Origin of the sequence: Mycobacterium triplex, from assembly GCF_000689255.1 — a bacterium.
Taxonomy (GTDB): domain Bacteria; phylum Actinomycetota; class Actinomycetes; order Mycobacteriales; family Mycobacteriaceae; genus Mycobacterium; species Mycobacterium triplex.
The window spans coordinates 4,423,874-4,441,896 of the sequence record NZ_HG964446.1 but is presented as its reverse complement, the minus strand read 5'-3'; the positions used below and the strand labels follow the sequence as shown (position 1 = coordinate 4,441,896).

At 67.4% G+C, this 18,023-nt stretch carries 16 protein-coding genes and 2 tRNA genes; 10 read left to right on the top strand and 8 right to left on the bottom strand.

Annotated features, from left to right (window positions below; all coding sequences use genetic code 11):
• The first annotated feature begins 15 nt into the window (after positions 1-15).
• The 3 genes from acpS to BN973_RS20515 all read left to right on the top strand — a co-directional run bounded on the left by acpS (position 16) and on the right by BN973_RS20515 (position 3,283).
• Positions 16-411 carry a holo-ACP synthase AcpS gene (gene acpS / locus BN973_RS20525; protein ID WP_036470511.1) on the top strand — a complete coding sequence of 132 codons (396 nt, stop codon included), beginning with the start codon at positions 16-18 and terminating at the stop codon, positions 409-411.
• Positions 412-484: 73 nt separating this feature from the next.
• The gene (locus BN973_RS20520; RefSeq protein ID WP_036470510.1) at positions 485-1,810 is read left to right on the top strand and encodes a dipeptidase; all 1,326 of its coding nucleotides are present in this window, start codon (positions 485-487) and stop codon (positions 1,808-1,810) included.
• 99 nt (positions 1,811-1,909) lie between these two features.
• Positions 1,910-3,283 carry a cytochrome P450 gene (locus BN973_RS20515; protein WP_051641382.1) on the top strand — a complete coding sequence of 458 codons (1,374 nt, stop codon included), beginning with the start codon at positions 1,910-1,912 and terminating at the stop codon, positions 3,281-3,283.
• Here BN973_RS20515 and bcp read toward each other — a convergent pair.
• Positions 3,280-3,765 (bottom strand): thioredoxin-dependent thiol peroxidase, encoded by a 486-nt coding sequence (gene bcp / locus BN973_RS20510; protein ID WP_036470507.1) that lies wholly within the window; start codon positions 3,763-3,765, stop codon positions 3,280-3,282. The genes BN973_RS20515 and bcp overlap by 4 nt on opposite strands.
• A gap of 92 nt (positions 3,766-3,857) precedes the next feature.
• Here bcp and BN973_RS20505 point away from each other — a divergent pair, with 92 nt between their 5' ends.
• The 4 genes from BN973_RS20505 (at position 3,858) to BN973_RS20490 (ending at position 7,021) form a co-directional block, all read left to right on the top strand.
• Positions 3,858-4,085, top strand: coding sequence for a DUF3618 domain-containing protein (locus BN973_RS20505; RefSeq protein WP_025737912.1), 228 nt, complete (start codon positions 3,858-3,860; stop codon positions 4,083-4,085).
• A gap of 238 nt (positions 4,086-4,323) precedes the next feature.
• The gene (locus tag BN973_RS20500; protein ID WP_036470505.1) at positions 4,324-5,037 is read left to right on the top strand and encodes an ABC transporter ATP-binding protein; all 714 of its coding nucleotides are present in this window, start codon (positions 4,324-4,326) and stop codon (positions 5,035-5,037) included.
• Entirely contained in the window at positions 5,037-6,209 is a 1,173-nt protein-coding gene (locus BN973_RS20495) for an ABC transporter substrate-binding protein (protein ID WP_036470502.1), read from the top strand. Before BN973_RS20500 ends, BN973_RS20495 begins: the two co-directional genes overlap by 1 nt.
• Positions 6,206-7,021, top strand: a complete 816-nt coding sequence (locus tag BN973_RS20490; protein ID WP_084163477.1) for an ABC transporter permease — start codon at positions 6,206-6,208, stop codon at positions 7,019-7,021. The genes BN973_RS20495 and BN973_RS20490 overlap by 4 nt, the downstream gene beginning before the upstream one ends.
• Position 7,022: 1 nt before the next feature.
• Here BN973_RS20490 and BN973_RS20485 read toward each other — a convergent pair whose 3' ends face one another.
• The gene (locus tag BN973_RS20485) at positions 7,023-8,759 is read right to left on the bottom strand and encodes a DUF3556 domain-containing protein (RefSeq protein WP_036470501.1); all 1,737 of its coding nucleotides are present in this window, start codon (positions 8,757-8,759) and stop codon (positions 7,023-7,025) included.
• Positions 8,760-8,898: 139 nt separating this feature from the next.
• Positions 8,899-8,971, bottom strand: a tRNA-Lys gene (locus tag BN973_RS20480).
• 235 nt (positions 8,972-9,206) lie between these two features.
• Here BN973_RS20480 and BN973_RS20475 point away from each other — a divergent pair.
• A complete protein-coding gene (locus BN973_RS20475) occupies positions 9,207-10,403 on the top strand; it encodes a L,D-transpeptidase (RefSeq protein WP_084163476.1) in 1,197 nt (398 codons plus the stop codon).
• A 6-nt stretch (positions 10,404-10,409) separates the two neighbouring features.
• On the opposite strand, the gene BN973_RS20470 is transcribed toward BN973_RS20475, so the two are convergent.
• The 3 genes from BN973_RS20470 to orn all read right to left on the bottom strand — a co-directional run bounded on the left by BN973_RS20470 (position 10,410) and on the right by orn (position 13,245).
• A complete protein-coding gene (locus BN973_RS20470) occupies positions 10,410-12,065 on the bottom strand; it encodes a cyclic nucleotide-binding domain-containing protein (protein WP_036470498.1) in 1,656 nt (551 codons plus the stop codon).
• 424 nt (positions 12,066-12,489) lie between these two features.
• Positions 12,490-12,565, bottom strand: a tRNA-His gene (locus BN973_RS20465).
• A 32-nt stretch (positions 12,566-12,597) separates the two neighbouring features.
• Positions 12,598-13,245: an oligoribonuclease gene (gene orn, locus BN973_RS20460; protein ID WP_036470496.1), complete on the bottom strand. Its 648-nt coding sequence runs from the start codon at positions 13,243-13,245 to the stop codon at positions 12,598-12,600.
• Positions 13,246-13,341: 96 nt separating this feature from the next.
• On the opposite strand from orn, the gene BN973_RS20455 reads away from it, so the two are divergent.
• Positions 13,342-14,880, top strand: a complete 1,539-nt coding sequence (locus BN973_RS20455) for a helicase HerA-like domain-containing protein (protein ID WP_036470495.1) — start codon at positions 13,342-13,344, stop codon at positions 14,878-14,880.
• 87 nt (positions 14,881-14,967) lie between these two features.
• Here BN973_RS20455 and cmrA read toward each other — a convergent pair whose 3' ends face one another.
• Positions 14,968-15,774 (bottom strand): mycolate reductase, encoded by an 807-nt coding sequence (cmrA, locus tag BN973_RS20450; protein ID WP_036470494.1) that lies wholly within the window; start codon positions 15,772-15,774, stop codon positions 14,968-14,970.
• A 90-nt stretch (positions 15,775-15,864) separates the two neighbouring features.
• Here cmrA and BN973_RS20445 point away from each other — a divergent pair, with 90 nt between their 5' ends.
• Positions 15,865-17,214 carry an MFS transporter gene (locus BN973_RS20445; protein ID WP_036470492.1) on the top strand — a complete coding sequence of 450 codons (1,350 nt, stop codon included), beginning with the start codon at positions 15,865-15,867 and terminating at the stop codon, positions 17,212-17,214.
• On the opposite strand, the gene BN973_RS20440 is transcribed toward BN973_RS20445, so the two are convergent.
• Positions 17,211-18,008 carry an MmpS family transport accessory protein gene (locus BN973_RS20440; RefSeq protein WP_036470490.1) on the bottom strand — a complete coding sequence of 266 codons (798 nt, stop codon included), beginning with the start codon at positions 18,006-18,008 and terminating at the stop codon, positions 17,211-17,213. The genes BN973_RS20445 and BN973_RS20440 overlap by 4 nt on opposite strands.
• Positions 18,009-18,023: the final 15 nt, after the last annotated feature.

The window sequence follows — 18,023 nt, the reverse complement described above, 5'->3', positions numbered from 1 at the left end:
TTAACCTGGCCAGCCATGGGCATTGTCGGTGTCGGGATCGATCTCGTCTCCATTCCGGATTTCGCCGACCAGGTTGACCAACCGGGAACGGTGTTCTCCGAAACGTTTACGCCGGGTGAGCGTCGCGACGCCTCCGACAAGAGTTCGTCGGCGGCGCGTCACCTGGCCGCACGATGGGCCGCGAAGGAAGCCGTGATCAAGGCGTGGTCCGGCTCGCGGTTCTCCCAGCGGCCGATCCTGCGCGAGGACATCCACCGCGACATCGAGGTCGTCACCGACATGTGGGGACGGCCGCGGGTCCGGTTGACCGGCGACATCGCCAAGCATCTGGCCGACGTGACGATCCATGTGTCGCTGACTCACGAAGGGGATACCGCGGCCGCGGTCGCGATCCTCGAAACGGCCGGTTAGCGCCGAGCGTGGGGCTTATGTACCAACTCACGCCAGTTTTCATGCGTAGCCCCCACGCTCGGTGTCCGAGGACATGAGCGATCTGGCCCAACGCGTCCGCGACGTGTTGCCGTCGGTGCGCCGCGACCTCGAGGACCTGGTGCGGATCGAATCGGTGTGGGCCGACCCCGGCCGCCGCGACGAGGTGCATCGCAGCGCGCAAGCAGTCGCGGATCTGTTGTCCCAGGCCGGTTTTGGCGATGTGCGCATCGTCAGCGAGGGCGGCGCCCCGGCCGTGATCGCCCGGCATCCCGCGCCCGTCGGCGCGCCCACCGTGCTGCTGTACGCCCACCACGACGTGCAGCCCGAGGGCGACCGCGATCAGTGGGCCTCGCCGCCGTTCGAGCCGACCGAGCGCGACGGACGGCTGTACGGGCGCGGCAGCGCCGACGACAAGGCCGGTATCGCAACGCATTTGGCCGCGTTTCGGGCACACGGCGGCCAACCGCCGGTGGGTGTGACGGTCTTCGTCGAAGGGGAAGAGGAATCCGGGTCGCCGTCCCTGGGCCGGCTGCTGGCCGCGCACCGCGATGCGCTGGCCGCCGACGTGATCGTCATCGCCGACTCGGACAACTGGAGCACCGAAATCCCGGCGTTGACCGTGACGCTGCGCGGCCTGGTCGACTGCGTCGTCGAGGTCGCCACGCTCGACCACGGGTTGCACTCCGGCATTTGGGGTGGGGTGGTGCCCGACGCGCTGAGCGTGCTGGTACGGCTGCTGGCCAGCCTGCACGACGACGACGGCAACGTGGCCGTCGCCGGTCTGCACGAAAGTACCGCCGCCGCCGTGGATTACCCGCCCGAGCGGGTGCGCGCCGACTCCGGGCTGCTGGACGGGGTGTCGGAGATCGGCTCGGGTTCGGCGCCGCAGCGGCTGTGGGCCAAACCCGCGATCACCGTGATCGGCATCGACACCACACCGATCGAGAGGGCATCCAACACGCTGATCCCGCGGGCCCGCGCCAAGATCAGCATGCGGGTGGCGCCCGGCGGTGACGCCGCGGCACACCTGGACGCGCTGACCGCCCACCTGCAGCGGCATACGCCCTGGGGCGCGCAGGTCGCCGTCACCCGGGGCGACATCGGGGAGCCCTACGCGATCGACGCCAGCGGCAGCGTCTACGACGCGGCGCGAGCGGCGTTTCGGCAGGCGTGGGGCGTCGACGCGATCGACATGGGCATGGGCGGCTCGATCCCGTTCATCGCCGAGTTCGCCGAGGCGTTCCCGCAGGCGAAGATCCTCGTCACCGGGGTCGAAGATCCCGCGACCCAGGCGCACAGCATCAACGAGAGCCTGCATCTGGGCGTGCTGGAGCGCGCGGCGATCGCCGAGGCGCTACTGCTGGCCAACCTGGGCTGATCAGTGTCGGGAAAGACCCGGCCCGGAATGCTTTGTAGACCGACCGTCTCGCCGCATACTGCTTCTACAGGCAGCCACTCGTCCGCAGGAGAGGCCACGGTGACTACGGAAGACACCCTGACCGGCAAGGCAGCTAAGGCCGGCAAGACCAACCGTTACCACTTCGATCGCCACACTCCGGAGTACCGCGAGCGGTTCACCGCGATCACCGAGGAGATGCACGCCAGGTGCCCGGTGGCGTGGACCGACACCTATGACGGACATTGGGTGGCCGCGGGCAGCCGGGAGGTCTTCGAGCTCGCCCGATGCCCGCACGTGTCCAACGACCACGACGTGACCGGCGAAGGCACCGGCTACAAGGGCATCACCATTCCCACGCTGCCGCAGGGCACCGGCGTCCGCGGCGGCATGCTCGAAATGGACGAACCCGAACACTCCGCCTACCGCGGCATCCTCAACCCCTACCTGTCGCCGGCGGCCGTCCAGCGCTGGGTGCCGTTCGTCGACGAGATCGTGCGGGCCAGCATCGACGAGAAGATCGAAAGCGGGCGCATCGACTTCGTCGACGATCTCGCGAACATCACCCCCGCCGTCCTGACGCTGGCGATGATGGGCGTGCCGCTGAAAAAGTGGCAGCTCTATTGCGAGCCGGCCCACGCCAACGTCTACACCCCCGCCGATTCGCCGGACGCCCCAAGGGTGTTGGAGCAGACGATGGCGATGGGGGCGGACCTGTTCAATCACCTGCTCGAGATCCGCGAGAACCCGCGCCCCGGCCTGGTGGACGCGCTGGCAAGACTTCAGATCGACGGCGAGCCGGCCCCCGACAGCGAACTACTCGGCATGCTCGGCCTGATCATCGGCGGAGGTTTCGACACGACGACGGCGCTGACCGCGCACGCGCTCGAATGGCTGGGCGAAAATCCCGAGCAGCGCGAACTGCTCAGGCGTGAATCGGAAACGCTGCTCGACTCGGCGACCGAGGAGTTTTTGCGTTTCTTCACGCCTGCCCCGGGGGACGGTCGCACGATCGCCGCCGATCTCGAAATCGCGGGCACGCAATTCAAGGAGGGCGACCGCTTGTGGTTGTCCTGGGCGATGGCCAACCGCGACCCGGCGGTGTTTCCCGATCCCAACCGGCTGGACCTCGGCCGGAAGAACAACCGGCACTTCAGCTTCGGGCTCGGCATCCACCGCTGCATCGGCTCCAACGTGGCGCGCGTCGTGTTCAAGTCGATGCTCACCGCGGTGCTCGACCGGATGCCCGACTACCGCTGCGACCCCGAGGGCACCGTGCACTACCCGACGATCGGCGTGATCCAGGGCATGCAGCATCTGCCGGCCACCTTCACCCCGGGCAGGCGGCTGGGACCGGGAATCGACGAGACGCTGGAGAAGCTGCAGCGGGTCTGCGACGAACAGGGCATCGCCCGGCCCATCACCGAGTACAAGGAAGCCGCCGTCATCGGCTAGACCGACAGGTCGCGGCGCAGCTTGGCGACGTGGCCGGTGGCCTTCACGTTGTACTGCGCGACGGCGATCTTGCCCTTTTCGTCGACGACGAACGTCGAGCGGATCACCCCGGTCACGGTCTTGCCGTACATCTGCTTCTCCCCGTAGGCGCCGTAGGCCGTCAGCACCTTGCGCTCGGGGTCACTCAGCAGCGGGAACGTCAGCCCCTCCGCGTCGCGGAACTTGGCCAGCTTCTCCGGTTTGTCGGGGGAGATGCCGACCACGTCGAGGCCGGCCTCGTTGAGCTCGGCGAGGCTGTCGCGGAAGTCGCAGGCCTGCTTGGTGCACCCCGGCGTCGACGCGGCCGGATAGAAGTACACAACGACCCGGCGGCCCTTGTAGTCGGCCAGCGAAACCTTCTTACCGTCGGCGTCGGGCAGGCTGAAGGCGGGCGCCTTGTCGCCCGGCGCCAGCCGCGTGGTCTCGGTCTTGCCGTCGCTCATAGTGCTTCCCCTTTCGGATCACCGGAACGTCCGCATTAGGGTAGTGCCTCAGGTGCACCACGCCGACTATGGAGGACTTGGAGGACAGGACCGTGGCCGACCGGGACCCCGAAGCCATCAAGCAGGAGATCGACCTCGCCCGCGACCAGCTCGCGGCGACCGTCGACTCACTCGCCGAGCGTGCCAACCCTCGCCGTCTTGCCGACGACCTCAAGGTCCGGGTCATCGGGTTCGTCACCAAACCCGCCGTCGTCGTCACACTGGCCGGAATCGGATCGGTAGTGGTGTTCGTGGCGATCCGCCGGATCAGGAATCGCTGACCCCGTACGCCCCCGCATTCCGATCAGCAGGATCCGATTGGGCGATACGGCCGATCGCCGACAGCGATACGCATCGTGGCTTTACCCGGAAATCGACAGTGCCGCAATAGATTTCGTTGCCGCTTCGCCCGGTTGATAGCTAAGCGACAGCCAGTTGCCGTGGGGGACACCACAAACCGGTCGCGTGGACAGCGCGGCCTAGCTGTGGCAACGTCAGGCCGGCGAAAGGACGACCACGGTGGCAACTGGCACGGTACGAATAGTTGACGGCCACAAGCGTTTCGGGTCCGGCAGCCATGCACTTGCCAGTATCGATCTGACGATCGACGACGGCGACTTTCTCGCCGTCCTGGGACGCAGCGGCAGCGGCAAATCCACCTTGCTTCGGGTGATCGCCGGGCTGGAGACCCTCACCTCGGGGACCGTCGAATGGTCGTCGGCCAACGGGGTGGCACGCCCGCACACCGGGGTCGTCTTCCAGCAGCCGCTGCTGATGCCGTGGCTGACGGCGGGCGAAAACGTGGTGTTCGCGGGGCGGTTCGCCGCCAACCGGAAATCGTTCGAACCCGAATACGCCCGCGAACTGTTACGGCGCTTCGACCTGGAGCGGGTCGCGCACCAATACCCCGACCAGCTCTCCGGCGGGCAGGCGCAGCGCGTCTCGATCATCCGGGCCGTCGCCACCCGGCCGCGGCTGCTGCTGCTGGACGAGCCGTTCAGCGCCCTGGACCCGGCGATCCGCGGCGACCTACAGACCTGGCTGGCCGACCTCGCGGCCGAGCTCGGCATCACCGTCGTCCTGGTCACCCACGACGTCGACGAGGCGCTGCAGCTGGCCAGCCGCATCGTGCTGCTCGGCGCGGATGGGCGCATCCGCCGACAATGGCGACCCGACGGCGGCAATGAGGAACTCAGACAAGAGATCCTGGGCCACTACCGGGTGACCGAATAATGAGCGCGCGGGCGCTTTCCCGACGGTCGCTGCTGGCCGGCACGGTCGGCCTGGCCGCGGCGGGCGGCGTGGCCGGATTGGTCGACCTCGGCCGGGCCGCGGCCGTCGACCGGACCAACACCAGCGGTCAACTGCGGATCGGCTACCTGCCCATCACCGACGCCGCGCCGCTGCTGATCGCCCACGCGGCCGGGCTCTACCAGCCGGGCGTGGTGAGTGCGGCCAAGCCGGTGCTGTTCCGCAGCTGGGCGTCGCTGGCCGAGGCGTTCGTCACCCGCCAGGTCGACGCCGTGCACATGCTGATGCCGACGGCCCTGCAGCTGCGGTTCCTGCTGGGTAGCGCGGTGCGGGTGCTGAGCTGGAACCACACCAACGGTTCGGCGTTGACCGTCGCGCCGAACATCACCGAGTTGGGGCAGCTGGCCGGAACCCAAGTCGCGATCCCGTTCTGGTGGTCGATCCACAACATCATCCTGCAGGAGCTGCTGCGCGCCCACGACCTGGTGCCGGTGGTGCGCCGAAGTGCCTCGCGCAGCGCCCGGACCGTCGAGCTGATCGTGATGAGCCCGTCGGATATGGTGCCCGCGTTGGCGAATCGATCGATCGGGGGCTACGTGGTGGCCGACCCGTTCAACGCGATGGCCCAGGTGCGCAAGATCGGGCGGATCCACGCGTTTCTCGGCGACGTGTGGCGCGATCACGCCTGCTGTGTGGTGCTGGCCCACCAGGATCTGATCGACCACCGGCCGCGGGCGGCCGCGTCGCTGGTCAACTCGATTGTGCTTGCGCAGCAACGTCTTAACGCCGACCGGCCGGCCGCCGCGACGACGCTGTCGACCGGGGCCTATCTGCCCCAGCCGATACCGGCCATCAAGACGGCCCTGACCTACCGCGCCCAGGACTACCATTTCGCCCATCCGGACTGGCAGCCGCAGCGGCTGGGTTTCCAGCCGTTCCCGTTCCCGAGTTTCACCCGCCGGCTGGTCGAGGCCATGCACGGCACCGTCGTCGACGGCGACCGGCAATTCCTGAATCGGCTGGATCCCGCCACGGCCCACGCGCAGCTCGTCGACGACACCTTCGTGCGATCCGCGCTGACCGCCCACGGCGGTCCGCAAACCTTTGGCCTCCCAACCGATCTGACCCGAGTCGAACAGGTGCAGCCGTTATGACCACCGAAGAGATCCGCTCCGTCGATGCCCCGGAGGAGGAGGTGCCGCCACCGGCACCCAGGTGGTCGCTGCTGCGGCGGTGGTGGCCGCCGGTGCTGGCGATCGCGGTGGCGGTGGGCCTATGGTGGCTGGGCACCGCCGTGCTGGCCGCCCCGCAGTCGCTGTTGCACCAGACCACGCCACACCGGGTGGCCCGGTCGCTGGTCGAGCTGTACAACCGCGGGGTGTTGCTGTCCGATACCGGAGTCAGCCTGTGGCGGTTGCTGGTTGGATTGCTGGTGGCCGCCGTCGTCGGCGTTCCTGCCGGACTGCTGATCGGTCTGAACGACCTCGCCGATCGCGCCACCCGTCCGGTGGTGCAGTTTCTGCGAATGATCTCACCGCTGTCCTGGGCGCCAATCTCGGTGGCAATCTTCGGAATCGGCAATCAGCCGGTCATCTTCCTGATTGCCGCGGCGGCGGTGTGGCCGATCCTGATCAACACCGCGGCCGGCGTGCACGCCGTCGACCCCGGCTATCTGCAGGTGGCCAAATCCTTCGGGGCGACCCGAACCGAGCTGCTGACGGTTGTGGTGCTGCCCGCCATTCGCGGTCATCTGCAAACCGGGCTGCGGGTCGCGTTGGGAATCGCGTGGGTGGTGCTGGTGCCGGCCGAAATGCTGGGTGTGCGTTCCGGTTTGGGTTATCAGATCCTCAACGCCCGTGACCAGCTGGCCTACGGTCAGGTGGTCGCGGTGATCGTGGTCATCGGCCTGATCGGATACGTGCTGGATCTCGGTGCGCGACGGCTGTTGTCGTCGGCGCGCGGCTGACTCAAGCCGAATCGGCGGCGGCGCGTTGCACGTGGATGGGGAGGTCGTCTGCCCACGGCTGGGTGGTGACCATGTCCTCGACCTCGACGTAGCCGCGCTCGAATTCTCCCGTTGCCGCATCCACCAGCCGATATTCCTGCCGCTGCTGGTGAATGGGCTGCGCGTCCAGAATCACCACCCGCACGTCGCCGGGCTCGAAGCCGCACCGCTGCTGCAGCGCCGCGATCAGGCACTCGTTGTGCAGGTGCCCGTCGCCGAAGTTCCAGCCCAGCACCATGGAGCAGAGCACCTCGCCCTCACACAGGTTGTAGTCGTCCTCGTCGTAGCCGGCCAGCGCGCGGTGCACCAAGGTGAGCAGCGCGCGCCCGTGGGTGTTCATCCCGCGGAACGCCAGCGCCAGGTGCAGGGGGATCAGCGTCTCCTCCTTGCTGCCGTACAACCGCTCGAGCTGCAGGTGCTGCATCGGGCCGAGTGCACGGGAGCCGGTGCGGAACTTGTCGTCCATCGACGGCTTGACGCACCACACCGTGGTGTCCCAGTTGCCGGCGTAGTAGCGCATGCCGGGCAGGAACGAAATCTTCTGGGGGAAAAGGTTTCCCAGCACGACGATCGTCGCGATGACGGCGAACAGCACGACGGGCCAGGGGCCGGTCAGATCCGACAGGCCGATGGGTGCGTGCGCCACGAACAGCCACAGCACCCCGAGGATCATGAACACGTTCCACTCCAGCGGCACGCCCATCGGGAAGGCCAGCAGGATGTTCAGGTGGAACACGATCATCACGAACGCGGCGATCGCGGTCGGCCAGCCGCCGTGCGAGAAGAGCAGCGCCAGGGGCACCAGGCCCTCGACCGCGGTGGAGAAGTGCGCGATGAAACCCGACAGGGCGCTGGGCCTCAGGTCGTCCGGATAGTGCTTGAACAGCGACCGTTTGAGCACACCCGACGGCAGGAACGGGTTGTTGGCGAGCATCGTCGAAATCACGAACGGGAAGTGCCTGGTGATCTTGGAGGCGGCCGCGCCCACCCAGATCGCCAGGAAGACGAGCTTGGCCCCGATGACGATGTCGGCCCCGACGAACAAGAACACCAGTGCCAGCGGCCCGTACACCTCGGCGCGGGCGGCCAGGAAGATCACCTTGTCGCGCAAGCTGATTGCGGCCAGCACCGCCAGGATCGCGATGGTCTGCCACGGCGGCAGCACGCCAATCACCGTGCCCAGAGCGGGAATTGGGCCGGACCCGTCGGACACCAGCGCCATCGCGAGCAACACCAGCAGCGCGCCGTAGAGCAGCGCGTCGAACGGGGTCCGGTCGATGCCCTTGGTCAGCGGCACCCGGTTGGGCCAGGGCGGCAATCGAATGGTGCCGGGCCGCAGCCAGTACAGGATCGATCCCATCGGCGGGAAGTAGCGCCCGGCCAGCGGCCCGAAACAGCAACCGAGGCCGACGACTTCGAACAGCATGGTGAACAGCACGGCCTTCTGGAACACGATCGGCTCGGTCCACCAGGTGGTGACGGCGGTGAAGCTTCCGATGCCGGTGGTGCGCCAGCCGAAGAACCACCCGCCAAGGATGTAGAGCGCGATCTTCACGCCGTACATCACATGCATGATCAGGGGAGTGCCGAAACCGTTCGCGGCGATGTGACGAGTCATCGGGATGATCCGCTCGGCGCGGGGCAGCTTGCTCCACTCGGCGATGTCGACGACGGGCAGGTTTGGCTGGATGAACCCCATTGAGGCTCCTTCGGCGCAGCTCGTTGACAACGGGTGCCCATCGTCAGCCAGGCACCGAGAAAAAACTACCCCGGGCAACCACAGGGTGGGACGGAATTTGCGACGGCGACGAAGGCGGCACGCCGATATGCGTTCTGGGTGCGCCGTCAGGGTTTCGAACCCCGGACCCGCTGATTAAGAGTCAGCTGCTCTACCAACTGAGCTAACGGCGCTTGGTCGGCCACGACCGCGTTGCGACTCTAACAGCATCCCGTCGCAGAGCGAAATCGCTGTTCCTCCCAGTGTAGAGGCTTTAGGGCCGGCGTTTTGCGGGCCGCACGCCGCTGCCTTAGAGTCATCCACCCGAGTTGCCAAGAGCGCGCGGCATAACGCATTAGAATATTCGCCAGTATTCTCCGGTCAGCGGTGACCAGAACGTAAGCAGGATTGGTCGTGGAAGGTCACTTGATGACGCCTTTGCGCAGACGTCGATCGTGGCTGGCTGCTGTGTTGGCCGTGTTTGCTGTCGGCATTGTCTCGTGTAGCAGCAACCACGCCGCCGCGCCGCCGAAGATCATCTTCGACAAGGGCACACCGTTCGCCGATCTGCTGGTGCCCAAGCTCACCTCCTCGGTGTCGGACGGCGCCGTCGGCGTCACCGTCGATGCGCCGGTGACCGTGAATGTCGCCGACGGGGTGCTGGCGTCGGTCACGATGGTCAACGACAACGGCCGGGCGATCGCCGGCCAACTCAGCCCCGACGGACTGCGCTGGTCGACCACCGAGCAGCTCGGCTACAACCGGCACTACACGCTGAACGTCAAGGCGACCGGGCTCGGCGGTGCTGCGAGCCGCCAGATGAGCTTCTCGACGAGTTCACCCGCACACCTGACGATGCCGTACGTCGCCCCGGGCGACGGTGAGGTTGTCGGCGTCGGCGAGCCGGTGGCGATCCGGTTCGACGAGAACATCGCGGACCGCGCCGCCGCGCAGAAGGCGATCAAGATCACCACCAACCCACCGGTCGAGGGTGCGTTCTACTGGCTGAACAACCGCGAAGTGCGTTGGCGCCCAGAGCATTTCTGGAAATCGGGAACAGCGGTCGACGTGGCGGTCAACACCTACGGCGTCGATTTGGGCGACGGGATGTTCGGTGAGGACAACGTCAAGACCCACTTCACGATCGGCGACGAGGTCATCTCGACCGCCGACGACAACACCAAGACGGTGACCGTTCGGGTCAACGGTGAAGTTGTGAAGACGATGCCGACGTCGATGGGCAAGGACAGCACCCCGACCGCCAACGGCTTCTACATCATCGGCGGCCGGTACCGGCACATCATCATGGACTCGTCGACCTACGGCGTTCCGGTCAACTCGCCCAACGGGTATCGCACCGAGGTCGACTGGGCCACCCAAATGTCCTACAGCGGCGTCTTCGTGCACTCCGCGCCGTGGTCGGTCGGTGCGCAAGGCCATACCAACACCAGCCACGGCTGCCTGAACGTGAGCCCGAGCAATGCCGAGTGGTTCTACGACCATTCCAAGAGCGGCGACATCGTCGAGGTCGTCAACACGGTCGGGTCGACGCTGCCCGGCACCGAGGGCCTGGGCGACTGGAACATCCCCTGGCCGCAGTGGAAAGCCGGCAACGCCAACACCTGACGCCGGTTACTCCCCGGATCCGATGCTTCCGGCGTGTTCGAGTCGCTGGTCGGCGATCGCCTTGATCGCGTCCTGGGTGGTCGAATTTCCGGTCACCGCGCTCAGGAAATCTTCCCGGCGCAGCCGCCACAGCGTGCCCGCCCGCAGGCATCGCACCGTGGCGGTGCGCGGCACGTCGAACAGCAGCGCTATCTCGCCGAAATGGTCGCCGTCGTGCAGCGTTCGCACTCCCCGGCCGTCGACGACGGTGTCGAAGACGCCCGAGCCGATCAGGAACATGTCGTCGGCGGGCTCGCCTTGCCGGACAACGACATTGCCGTCGGCGCTCGATTCGGCGATCAGTGCCGAGGCAAGCTGGTCGGCGGCCGCGACCGACAACGGCCGGAACGCTGCGACGCTCCTGATGGCGTCGAGTTCCGCGCGCGCCACCGGGGCGCGCCGTTCCACCCGCAGGACGCGCCACAGGCCATAGATCGCGCCGAGCAGCGCCACAGTGGCCGCCACCCGCAGCGTCCCGCGCACTCCGATCGCGGCGTTGACCTGGGCGGCGCAGAATCCGGCCACCCCGACGACCGAGACGGCGATCATCGCGTTGATGCCGGCCAGCAGGTCCAGCGACCGCCCCGGCGCGCTGCGCTGCAGCAGGGTGCGCCCGCACACGATCTGATAGGCGATCCCGATGCCGAACGCGCTGAGCAGCGGGATGGCCAGCACCTGCGCGGAGGTCACCGCGAGAGCGACCAAGACCGCCGCGCAAGCCAGGAATCCGGCGACCATCGGCAGCGACATCGAATGCCGGCCCAGCGACAGGCTGGCGACGCCGCCGACCAGGCCGCCGATCCCGACGGCCCCGATCAGTACCGGGGTTCCCGACGCGCCGATATGTAAGAGGTCACTCGCGATGCTGGCGACGATGCTTTGCGCGGTGCCGATCAGTGACGCGGTGATGGTCATGACGGCGACCACGACCCGGGCGTTCGTCGACCTGCGCAGCACACCGATCCCCCCGGCGAGCTCGTGGACGACGCGGGAACGCTCGTTGCGCACCCGGGTGTCGATGCCGCGAATCGTCAGAAGCGGCCACGCCCCCAGCGCGCAGAACACCACGATGGTCAGCAAAGCCGCGGCGGGCCCGGAGGACCCCAGAGCCACCGCGGCCACACCCGCACCCACCAACACCCCGGAGGTCTCGAGCAGGGCGGAAACGGCGTTTGCGGCGACCAGCTGGGCCGGGGAGTCGGCCAACCAGGGCAGCAGGGCGTCCTGCAGCGCCTTCGGCGCGGACTGCGTGAACCCTTCCAGTGCGATCACCACAAACAGCAGCGCGGACACGGTGTGCTGTCCCAGCAGCGGAATCACAAGCGCCACTGTGACTCCCCGGGCGACGATGGAGCCGGCCAGTACCCGCTCGCGCCGGAACCTGCCGGCCAGCGCTGCGTAGACGGGCGCGCTGATCGCCCCGGTGATCTGCCGAACGATGAGGAACCAGCCCGGGCCGATCGGGCCCAGCTGTTCGAAGGTGACGACCAGCATCGTCGAAACCCAGGCCACATGTGCGACGACACCGGCAGCGATCGATGATTCCGCCCTGGCGATATTCGCGTTGGACAAGGCATTGCGGAACGCGGTCCACCGACTTGCTCGTGCCGGAGCCTCGGCCATCCGGTCAGCATAAGCACGAGTTCGACTGCCGCGCAGTCGCTTAGGTTATGCGCAGGTGAAGAGCGGGTCGCATACGACGGTGAACGTGCAGCCCGATGCGGTCGGGGCCGTCAACGCGAGGACCAGAACTAGGACGATCTTGTATTTCAGACCAGACATGACGACTCCGAACCTATGCAATGGGCTGATACTACGCCATCTGGCACCGGGAAAGGCGGGCGCTGGCAAAGATCGGCAACCCGACGACGTGGGCCGTTGCCAGCCGCCGCCCATAATCGACACCGGCTTCGCAAAGTCATTGCGCCACAACGCAATAAGTGATCGTGTTCGAAGGCGGACGAACGCCGATCCCCGCGCCCGCCGAGCCGGTCACTGCCCCGCAGAAGCAAAAAGGTCAGAGGGCGGGTATGCCCTCCGACCTTTCTGGGGTGAGTGACGGGACTCGAACCCGCGACATTCAGGATCACAACCTGACGCTCTACCAGCTGAACTACACCCACCATGACCGCGCTATACGCGGCGACTGTCGATACTAGCGGTTCGGTGGCTCGACGGCCGAATCAATTGTCTCCGCGGCGGCGTCGCGGCCCTCTAATTCGGCGGTCACCACCGCGATTTCGCTGGTAGAAGGCCCTGGAAGGGGCACGAACGCGGTGCGGCGGTAGAACTGCAGCTCGCGGATGGACTCGCGGATGTCGGCGAGTGCCCGGTGGGTGACCCCCTTGGCGGGCTGGCCGTAGTAGATGCGCGGGTACCAACGACGGCAGAGTTCCTTGATCGAGCTGACGTCGATCATCCGGTAGTGCAGGAACGAGTCCAGGGCGGGCATATCGCGGGCGATGAACGACCGATCGGTGGCGATCGAATTCCCCGCGAGCGGCGCCGTCTTCGGCGACGTGACGTGCTGGCCGACGTATTCGAGCACCATCGCCTCGGCGGTGGCCAGGTCGACGGTGGAGGCCCGGACCTCGTTGATCAACCCCGAGCGGGTGTGCATTTCGGTGACCACGTCGATCATCGACGCCAAGGCAGCGTCGTCGGCATGGATCACCACGTCGACGCCGTCGCCCAGAATGTTCAGATCGGCGTCGGTGACCAGGGCTGCGATCTCGATCAACTTGTCCGTGCCCAGATCCAGCCCGGTCATTTCGCAGTCGATCCACACCAATTCGTCACGCACAGCGCTCAGCGTATGCCCACGTGAGCCCTGCCCCCGTCGCCCCCTGGCAAGTAGTGTTGAGCGTTGCAACTTTCTCCGGGACTGGGGCGGAGCGCGATGACCACCGAATCAGCCGCACAGCGGATCGCCAGCGGCTACGCCGTCGAAGGCAAGGCACTGGAATTGGGCACCGTCGTCATCGACGGCAACGCCGACCCGGGCGCGCCGATTCGCATCCCGCTGGCCACCGTCAACAGGCATGGTCTGGTGGCCGGGGCGACCGGAACCGGCAAGACCAAGACGCTGCAGCTGATCGCCGAACAGCTCAGCGCGGCCGGGGTTCCGGTGCTGATGGCCGACGTGAAGGGCGACCTGTCCGGTCTGTCGCGACCGGGGGAGGCCAACGACAAGACCGCGGCGCGGGCAACCGACACCGGCGACGATTGGGCGGCGACCGGATTCCCGGTGGAGTTCTTGTCGCTGGGCACCGACGGGGTCGGCGTGCCGATACGCGCGACCGTCGCCAGCTTCGGTCCGGTGTTGTTGTCGAAAGTTTTGGGACTCAATGCGACTCAAGAGTCGACGCTGGGTTTGATCTTCCATTGGGCAACGGAGAACCAGCGTCCCCTGGTCACCCTGGACCAACTTCGCGGTGCCATTAGTCACCTGACCAGCGAGCAGGGCAAGGCCGACCTGAAATCGTTGGGTGGGGTGTCGTCGACAACGGCCGGTGTGATCCTGCGCGCGCTGGTGAACCTCGAAGGCGAGGGTGGCGACACGTTCTTCGGCGAGCCGAAGCTGGATCCGCAAGACCTGCTGCGCGTCGACAACCAGGGCCGCGGCACCATCTCGCTGCTCGAGTTCAGCGGTCAGTCTTTGCGTCCGGTGATCTTCTCCACCTTCCTGATGTGGTTGCTGGCCGACCTGTTCAACGAACTGCCCGAGGTCGGGGACGTCGACAAACCCAAGCTGGTGTTCTTTTTCGACGAGGCACACCTGTTGTTCACCGACGCGTCCAAAGCGTTCCTCGAGCAGGTCGAGCAGACCGTCAAGCTGATCCGCTCCAAGGGCGTCGGGGTGTTCTTCTGCACCCAGTTGCCCACCGATCTGCCCAACGATGTGCTGTCCCAGCTGGGGGCGCGAATCCAGCATGCCCTGCGCGCGTTCACCCCCGATGACCAGAAGGCACTGAGCAAGACCGTCCGCACGTATCCCAAAACCGATGTCTACGACCTGGAGTCGGCATTGACCTCGCTGGGTATCGGGGAGGCCGTCGTCACCGTGCTGTCCGAGAAGGGCGCACCGACACCGGTCGCCTGGACGCGGATGCGGGTGCCGCGGTCGCTGATGAGCGCCATCGGCAGCGAGGAGATCACCAAGGCGGCCAAGGACAGCCCGCTGCGGGCCAAATACGGCCAGACGATCCAGCAGCCGCCGGAACCCGAACTACCGCAACCACCTTCACCGGCACCGGATGCCCCGCCGCCGTCGTATCCGGACGGCTACGACATTCCGCCGATGCCGGAACCGGCCGAGCCGCCAGGCCCGGCCATGTGGGAGGAGGTGCTGAAGAATCCGACCGTGAAAAGCGGCATCAACACCGCGATTCGCGAAGCGGTCAAGGCTGTGTTCGGCACCGGCCGCCGCCGGAGGTAGGCCTTTGATCGCGAGCGTAACGCCACGGGGAAATACCGGGCGGATTTCCGGCGTCAGGTTACGCTCGCGGCGCGACGGCCCCAGCGACTAGCCGCCGCCGAGCTTCTTGTAGAAGGAGCCGACGATCGGCGCCACGATCGCGCGGGGGGCATACCCGCTGCCGACCGACATCGCCTTGGACGTCAAGCCCGGCACGACGCGCATCTTGTTGCGCTGCAACGCATCCAGTGAGAGCCGGGCGGTGTGCTCGGTGGAGATCCACAGGAAGTCGGGCACCAGCCGTTCGACCAGTGACCGCTCGGCATCCTCGGGCAGGTCGGTGCGCACCGGGCCCGGCGCCAGCAGCGTGACGTGCACACCGGTACGGCGCAGCTCACCGCGCAACGACTCGCTGAAGGTGTTGACGAACGCCTTCGAGGCGGCGTACGTCGCGTTGTAGGGGATCGGCGAGTTGCCGGCGGCCGAACCGGAAATCAGGATGCCGCCCGCGCCGCGCTCGACCATCCCGGGCAGCACCGCCAAGGTAAGGTCGTGCACCGCCACGGCATTGAGTTGCACCTGAGCCTTTTCACCCGCCGGGTCGAGGCCGGACAGCGGTCCGAAGGTGCCGGTGCCCGCGTTGGCGCACAGGATGGAGATGTTGCGGGCCGCCAACTCGTCGCACAATTTTGTCCGTTCCGCGGGGTCGGCGAGGTCGGCGGGCCGCACTTCCACGGTGACGCCGTACTTCTCGCCCAGCCGGGCGGCAAGGTCGTTGAGCTTGTCCTCGCGTCGCGCGGTGACGATCAAGTGGTGTCCGCGCGCGGCCAATTCCGTGGCCAGCGCTTCGCCGATGTTCTGCGAGGCTCCGGTGACAACGGCGCGTGCATCGGGGCTGGGAGCGGGTACCGGCATGCGCCAATCGTAGACAGCGGCCAACCGGATGCGGCAACGGCCGCAACCGCGCGCGGGCGGCTTGGCGGCTCAACAAATAGAGTGCCGGGCATGGGTCAGCCGGAACCGGGGACGGGCGAGATCGCGCGATCTCGGGTGGTGGCATGGGCGCTGTGGGACTGCGGGTCAACGGGTCTGAACGCGATCGTGGCGACATTCGTGTTCTCCGTTTACCTCACCAGCAGCGTGGGCGAGGGCCTGCCCGGTAGGACCACGCCGGAGAGTTGGCTGGGCCGCGCCGGGGCGCTGGCCGGGTTGACGGTCGCGCTGCTGGCGCCGCTGGTCGGCGTGTGGGTGGAGTCACCGCATCGCCGACGGGTTGCGCTGAGCGTGCTGACCGGCCTGGCGGTGACGCTGACCTGCTCGATGTATCTGATCCACGACCGCCCCGCCTACCTGTGGGCCGGGTTGGTGCTGCTGGGCGCGACGGCGGCCTGCGGTGACCTGGCCAGCGTCCCGTACAACGCGATGCTGCGTCAGCTCTCGACCCCGCAGACCGCGGGCCGGATCTCGGGTCTGGGCTGGGCGTCGGGCTACCTGGGCAGCGTGCTGCTGCTGTTGCTGATCTACACCGGCTTCATCGCCGGCTCCGGCGACGGGCCCGATGCGGTGAGGGGACTGCTGCGAATACCGGTGGCCGACGGGCTCTACGTCCGGGAGGCCATGCTGGCCGCCGCGGCGTGGCTGGCGGTGTTGGGGCTGCCGTTGCTCCTTGTCGCACACCGGCTGCCCGACACCGGCGAGGTGTACCAGCCGACAACCATGCTCGGCGGTTATCGCAAGCTGTGGACCGAGATCTCCGCGGAATGGCGCCGCGACCGCAACCTGGTCTACTTCCTGGGCGCCAGTGCGCTCTTCCGCGACGGGCTTGCGGCGATATTCGCCTTCGGCGCCGTGCTGGGCGTCAACGTGTACGGCATCTCGCAGGCCGACGTGCTGATCTTCGGTGTCGCGGCCAGCATCGTCGCCGCCGTCGGCGCGGTGGGGGGCGGTTTCGTCGATCACCGGATCGGGTCCAAACCGGTGATCGTCGGGTCGCTCGTGGCGATCGTCGTCTCGGCGCTCACCATGATGGTGCTCTCGGGTCCAGTGGCCTTCTGGGCGTGCGGGCTGCTGCTGTGTCTGTTCATCGGGCCGTCGCAATCCTCGGCGCGCGCGCTGTTGTTGCAGATGGCCCACAATGGCCGGGAAGGTGTGGCGTTCGGGCTGTACACGATGACGGGCCGGGCGGTCGCGTTCCTCGCGCCCTGGCTGTTCTCCGTGTTCGTCGATGCTTTCGGCGCGGTGCGCGCGGGGCTCGGCGGGATATCGCTGGTGCTGATTGCCGGGCTGATCGCGATGATCGCGGTCCGCGTCCCGCCGCGGAACACCGCCGCGGTCGAACCGGTCGAGCAGACCTAGCGCCCGGCGGCGTCGCAGACGGTGATGCCGGCCCCGAGGCGTTGGCGTACTTGCACGCCGTTCACGGTGACCGAGCAGGTGACGTTGTGGCCGATGTTGATGATCGTGACGCTGGCCGGATGAGCGGCCGACTGCGACAGGCTGACCTGCTTGGTCCACGGCAGCGAGACGTTGAACTCGGTCTGGATCACGTCACCGGTATCCCAGTAGGTGATGCTGATCGCGCGGCCCTCGCCGCTGACGGTGTAGACCACGTCCTGCATCGCGCCCGGGGTGGGCGCGGGCCCGGCGGAGCCGCTGGGCGGCGGCACCGGCAGCGCGGTCTGCGACGGCCGTGACGCCCGCGTCGACGGCGTCGGCGTCGGGCTCTGCGCACTCGATCCGGGCATGGCGGGCAACGGCGGCACCGCGGTCTGGGTTTTCAGCGCGCCGTTGGTGAGAACCAGCGCGATCAACAGCGCGACGAGCAGTAGCACCGCCGCGCCGGCGCCGATCAACAGCCAGCGGGGCGATTTCGGGCCGTCCGGCGGCGGGGGAGCCATGCCCCCCGGCGGCATCCCGCCCGGCGGCTGGTCTTGGTCTTGCTGCCAGTAGGCGGGCAGCTGCTTTGTCGGGTTGGTCTCGTTCGGGCTCGGCGCCCATTGCGGGGCATACCCGCCGTAGGTAGGCGCATACGGCGCTTGGTCGGCGTAGGCCGGATCAGCGAGCGGCGCGTTCGGCGGGCCAATCGGCCCGGTCGGCTCCCATCCCGCTGGAGGGGGACTAAACCGCTCGGGTCGCCGTGGATCGTTCATGCCCACCTCACAGAT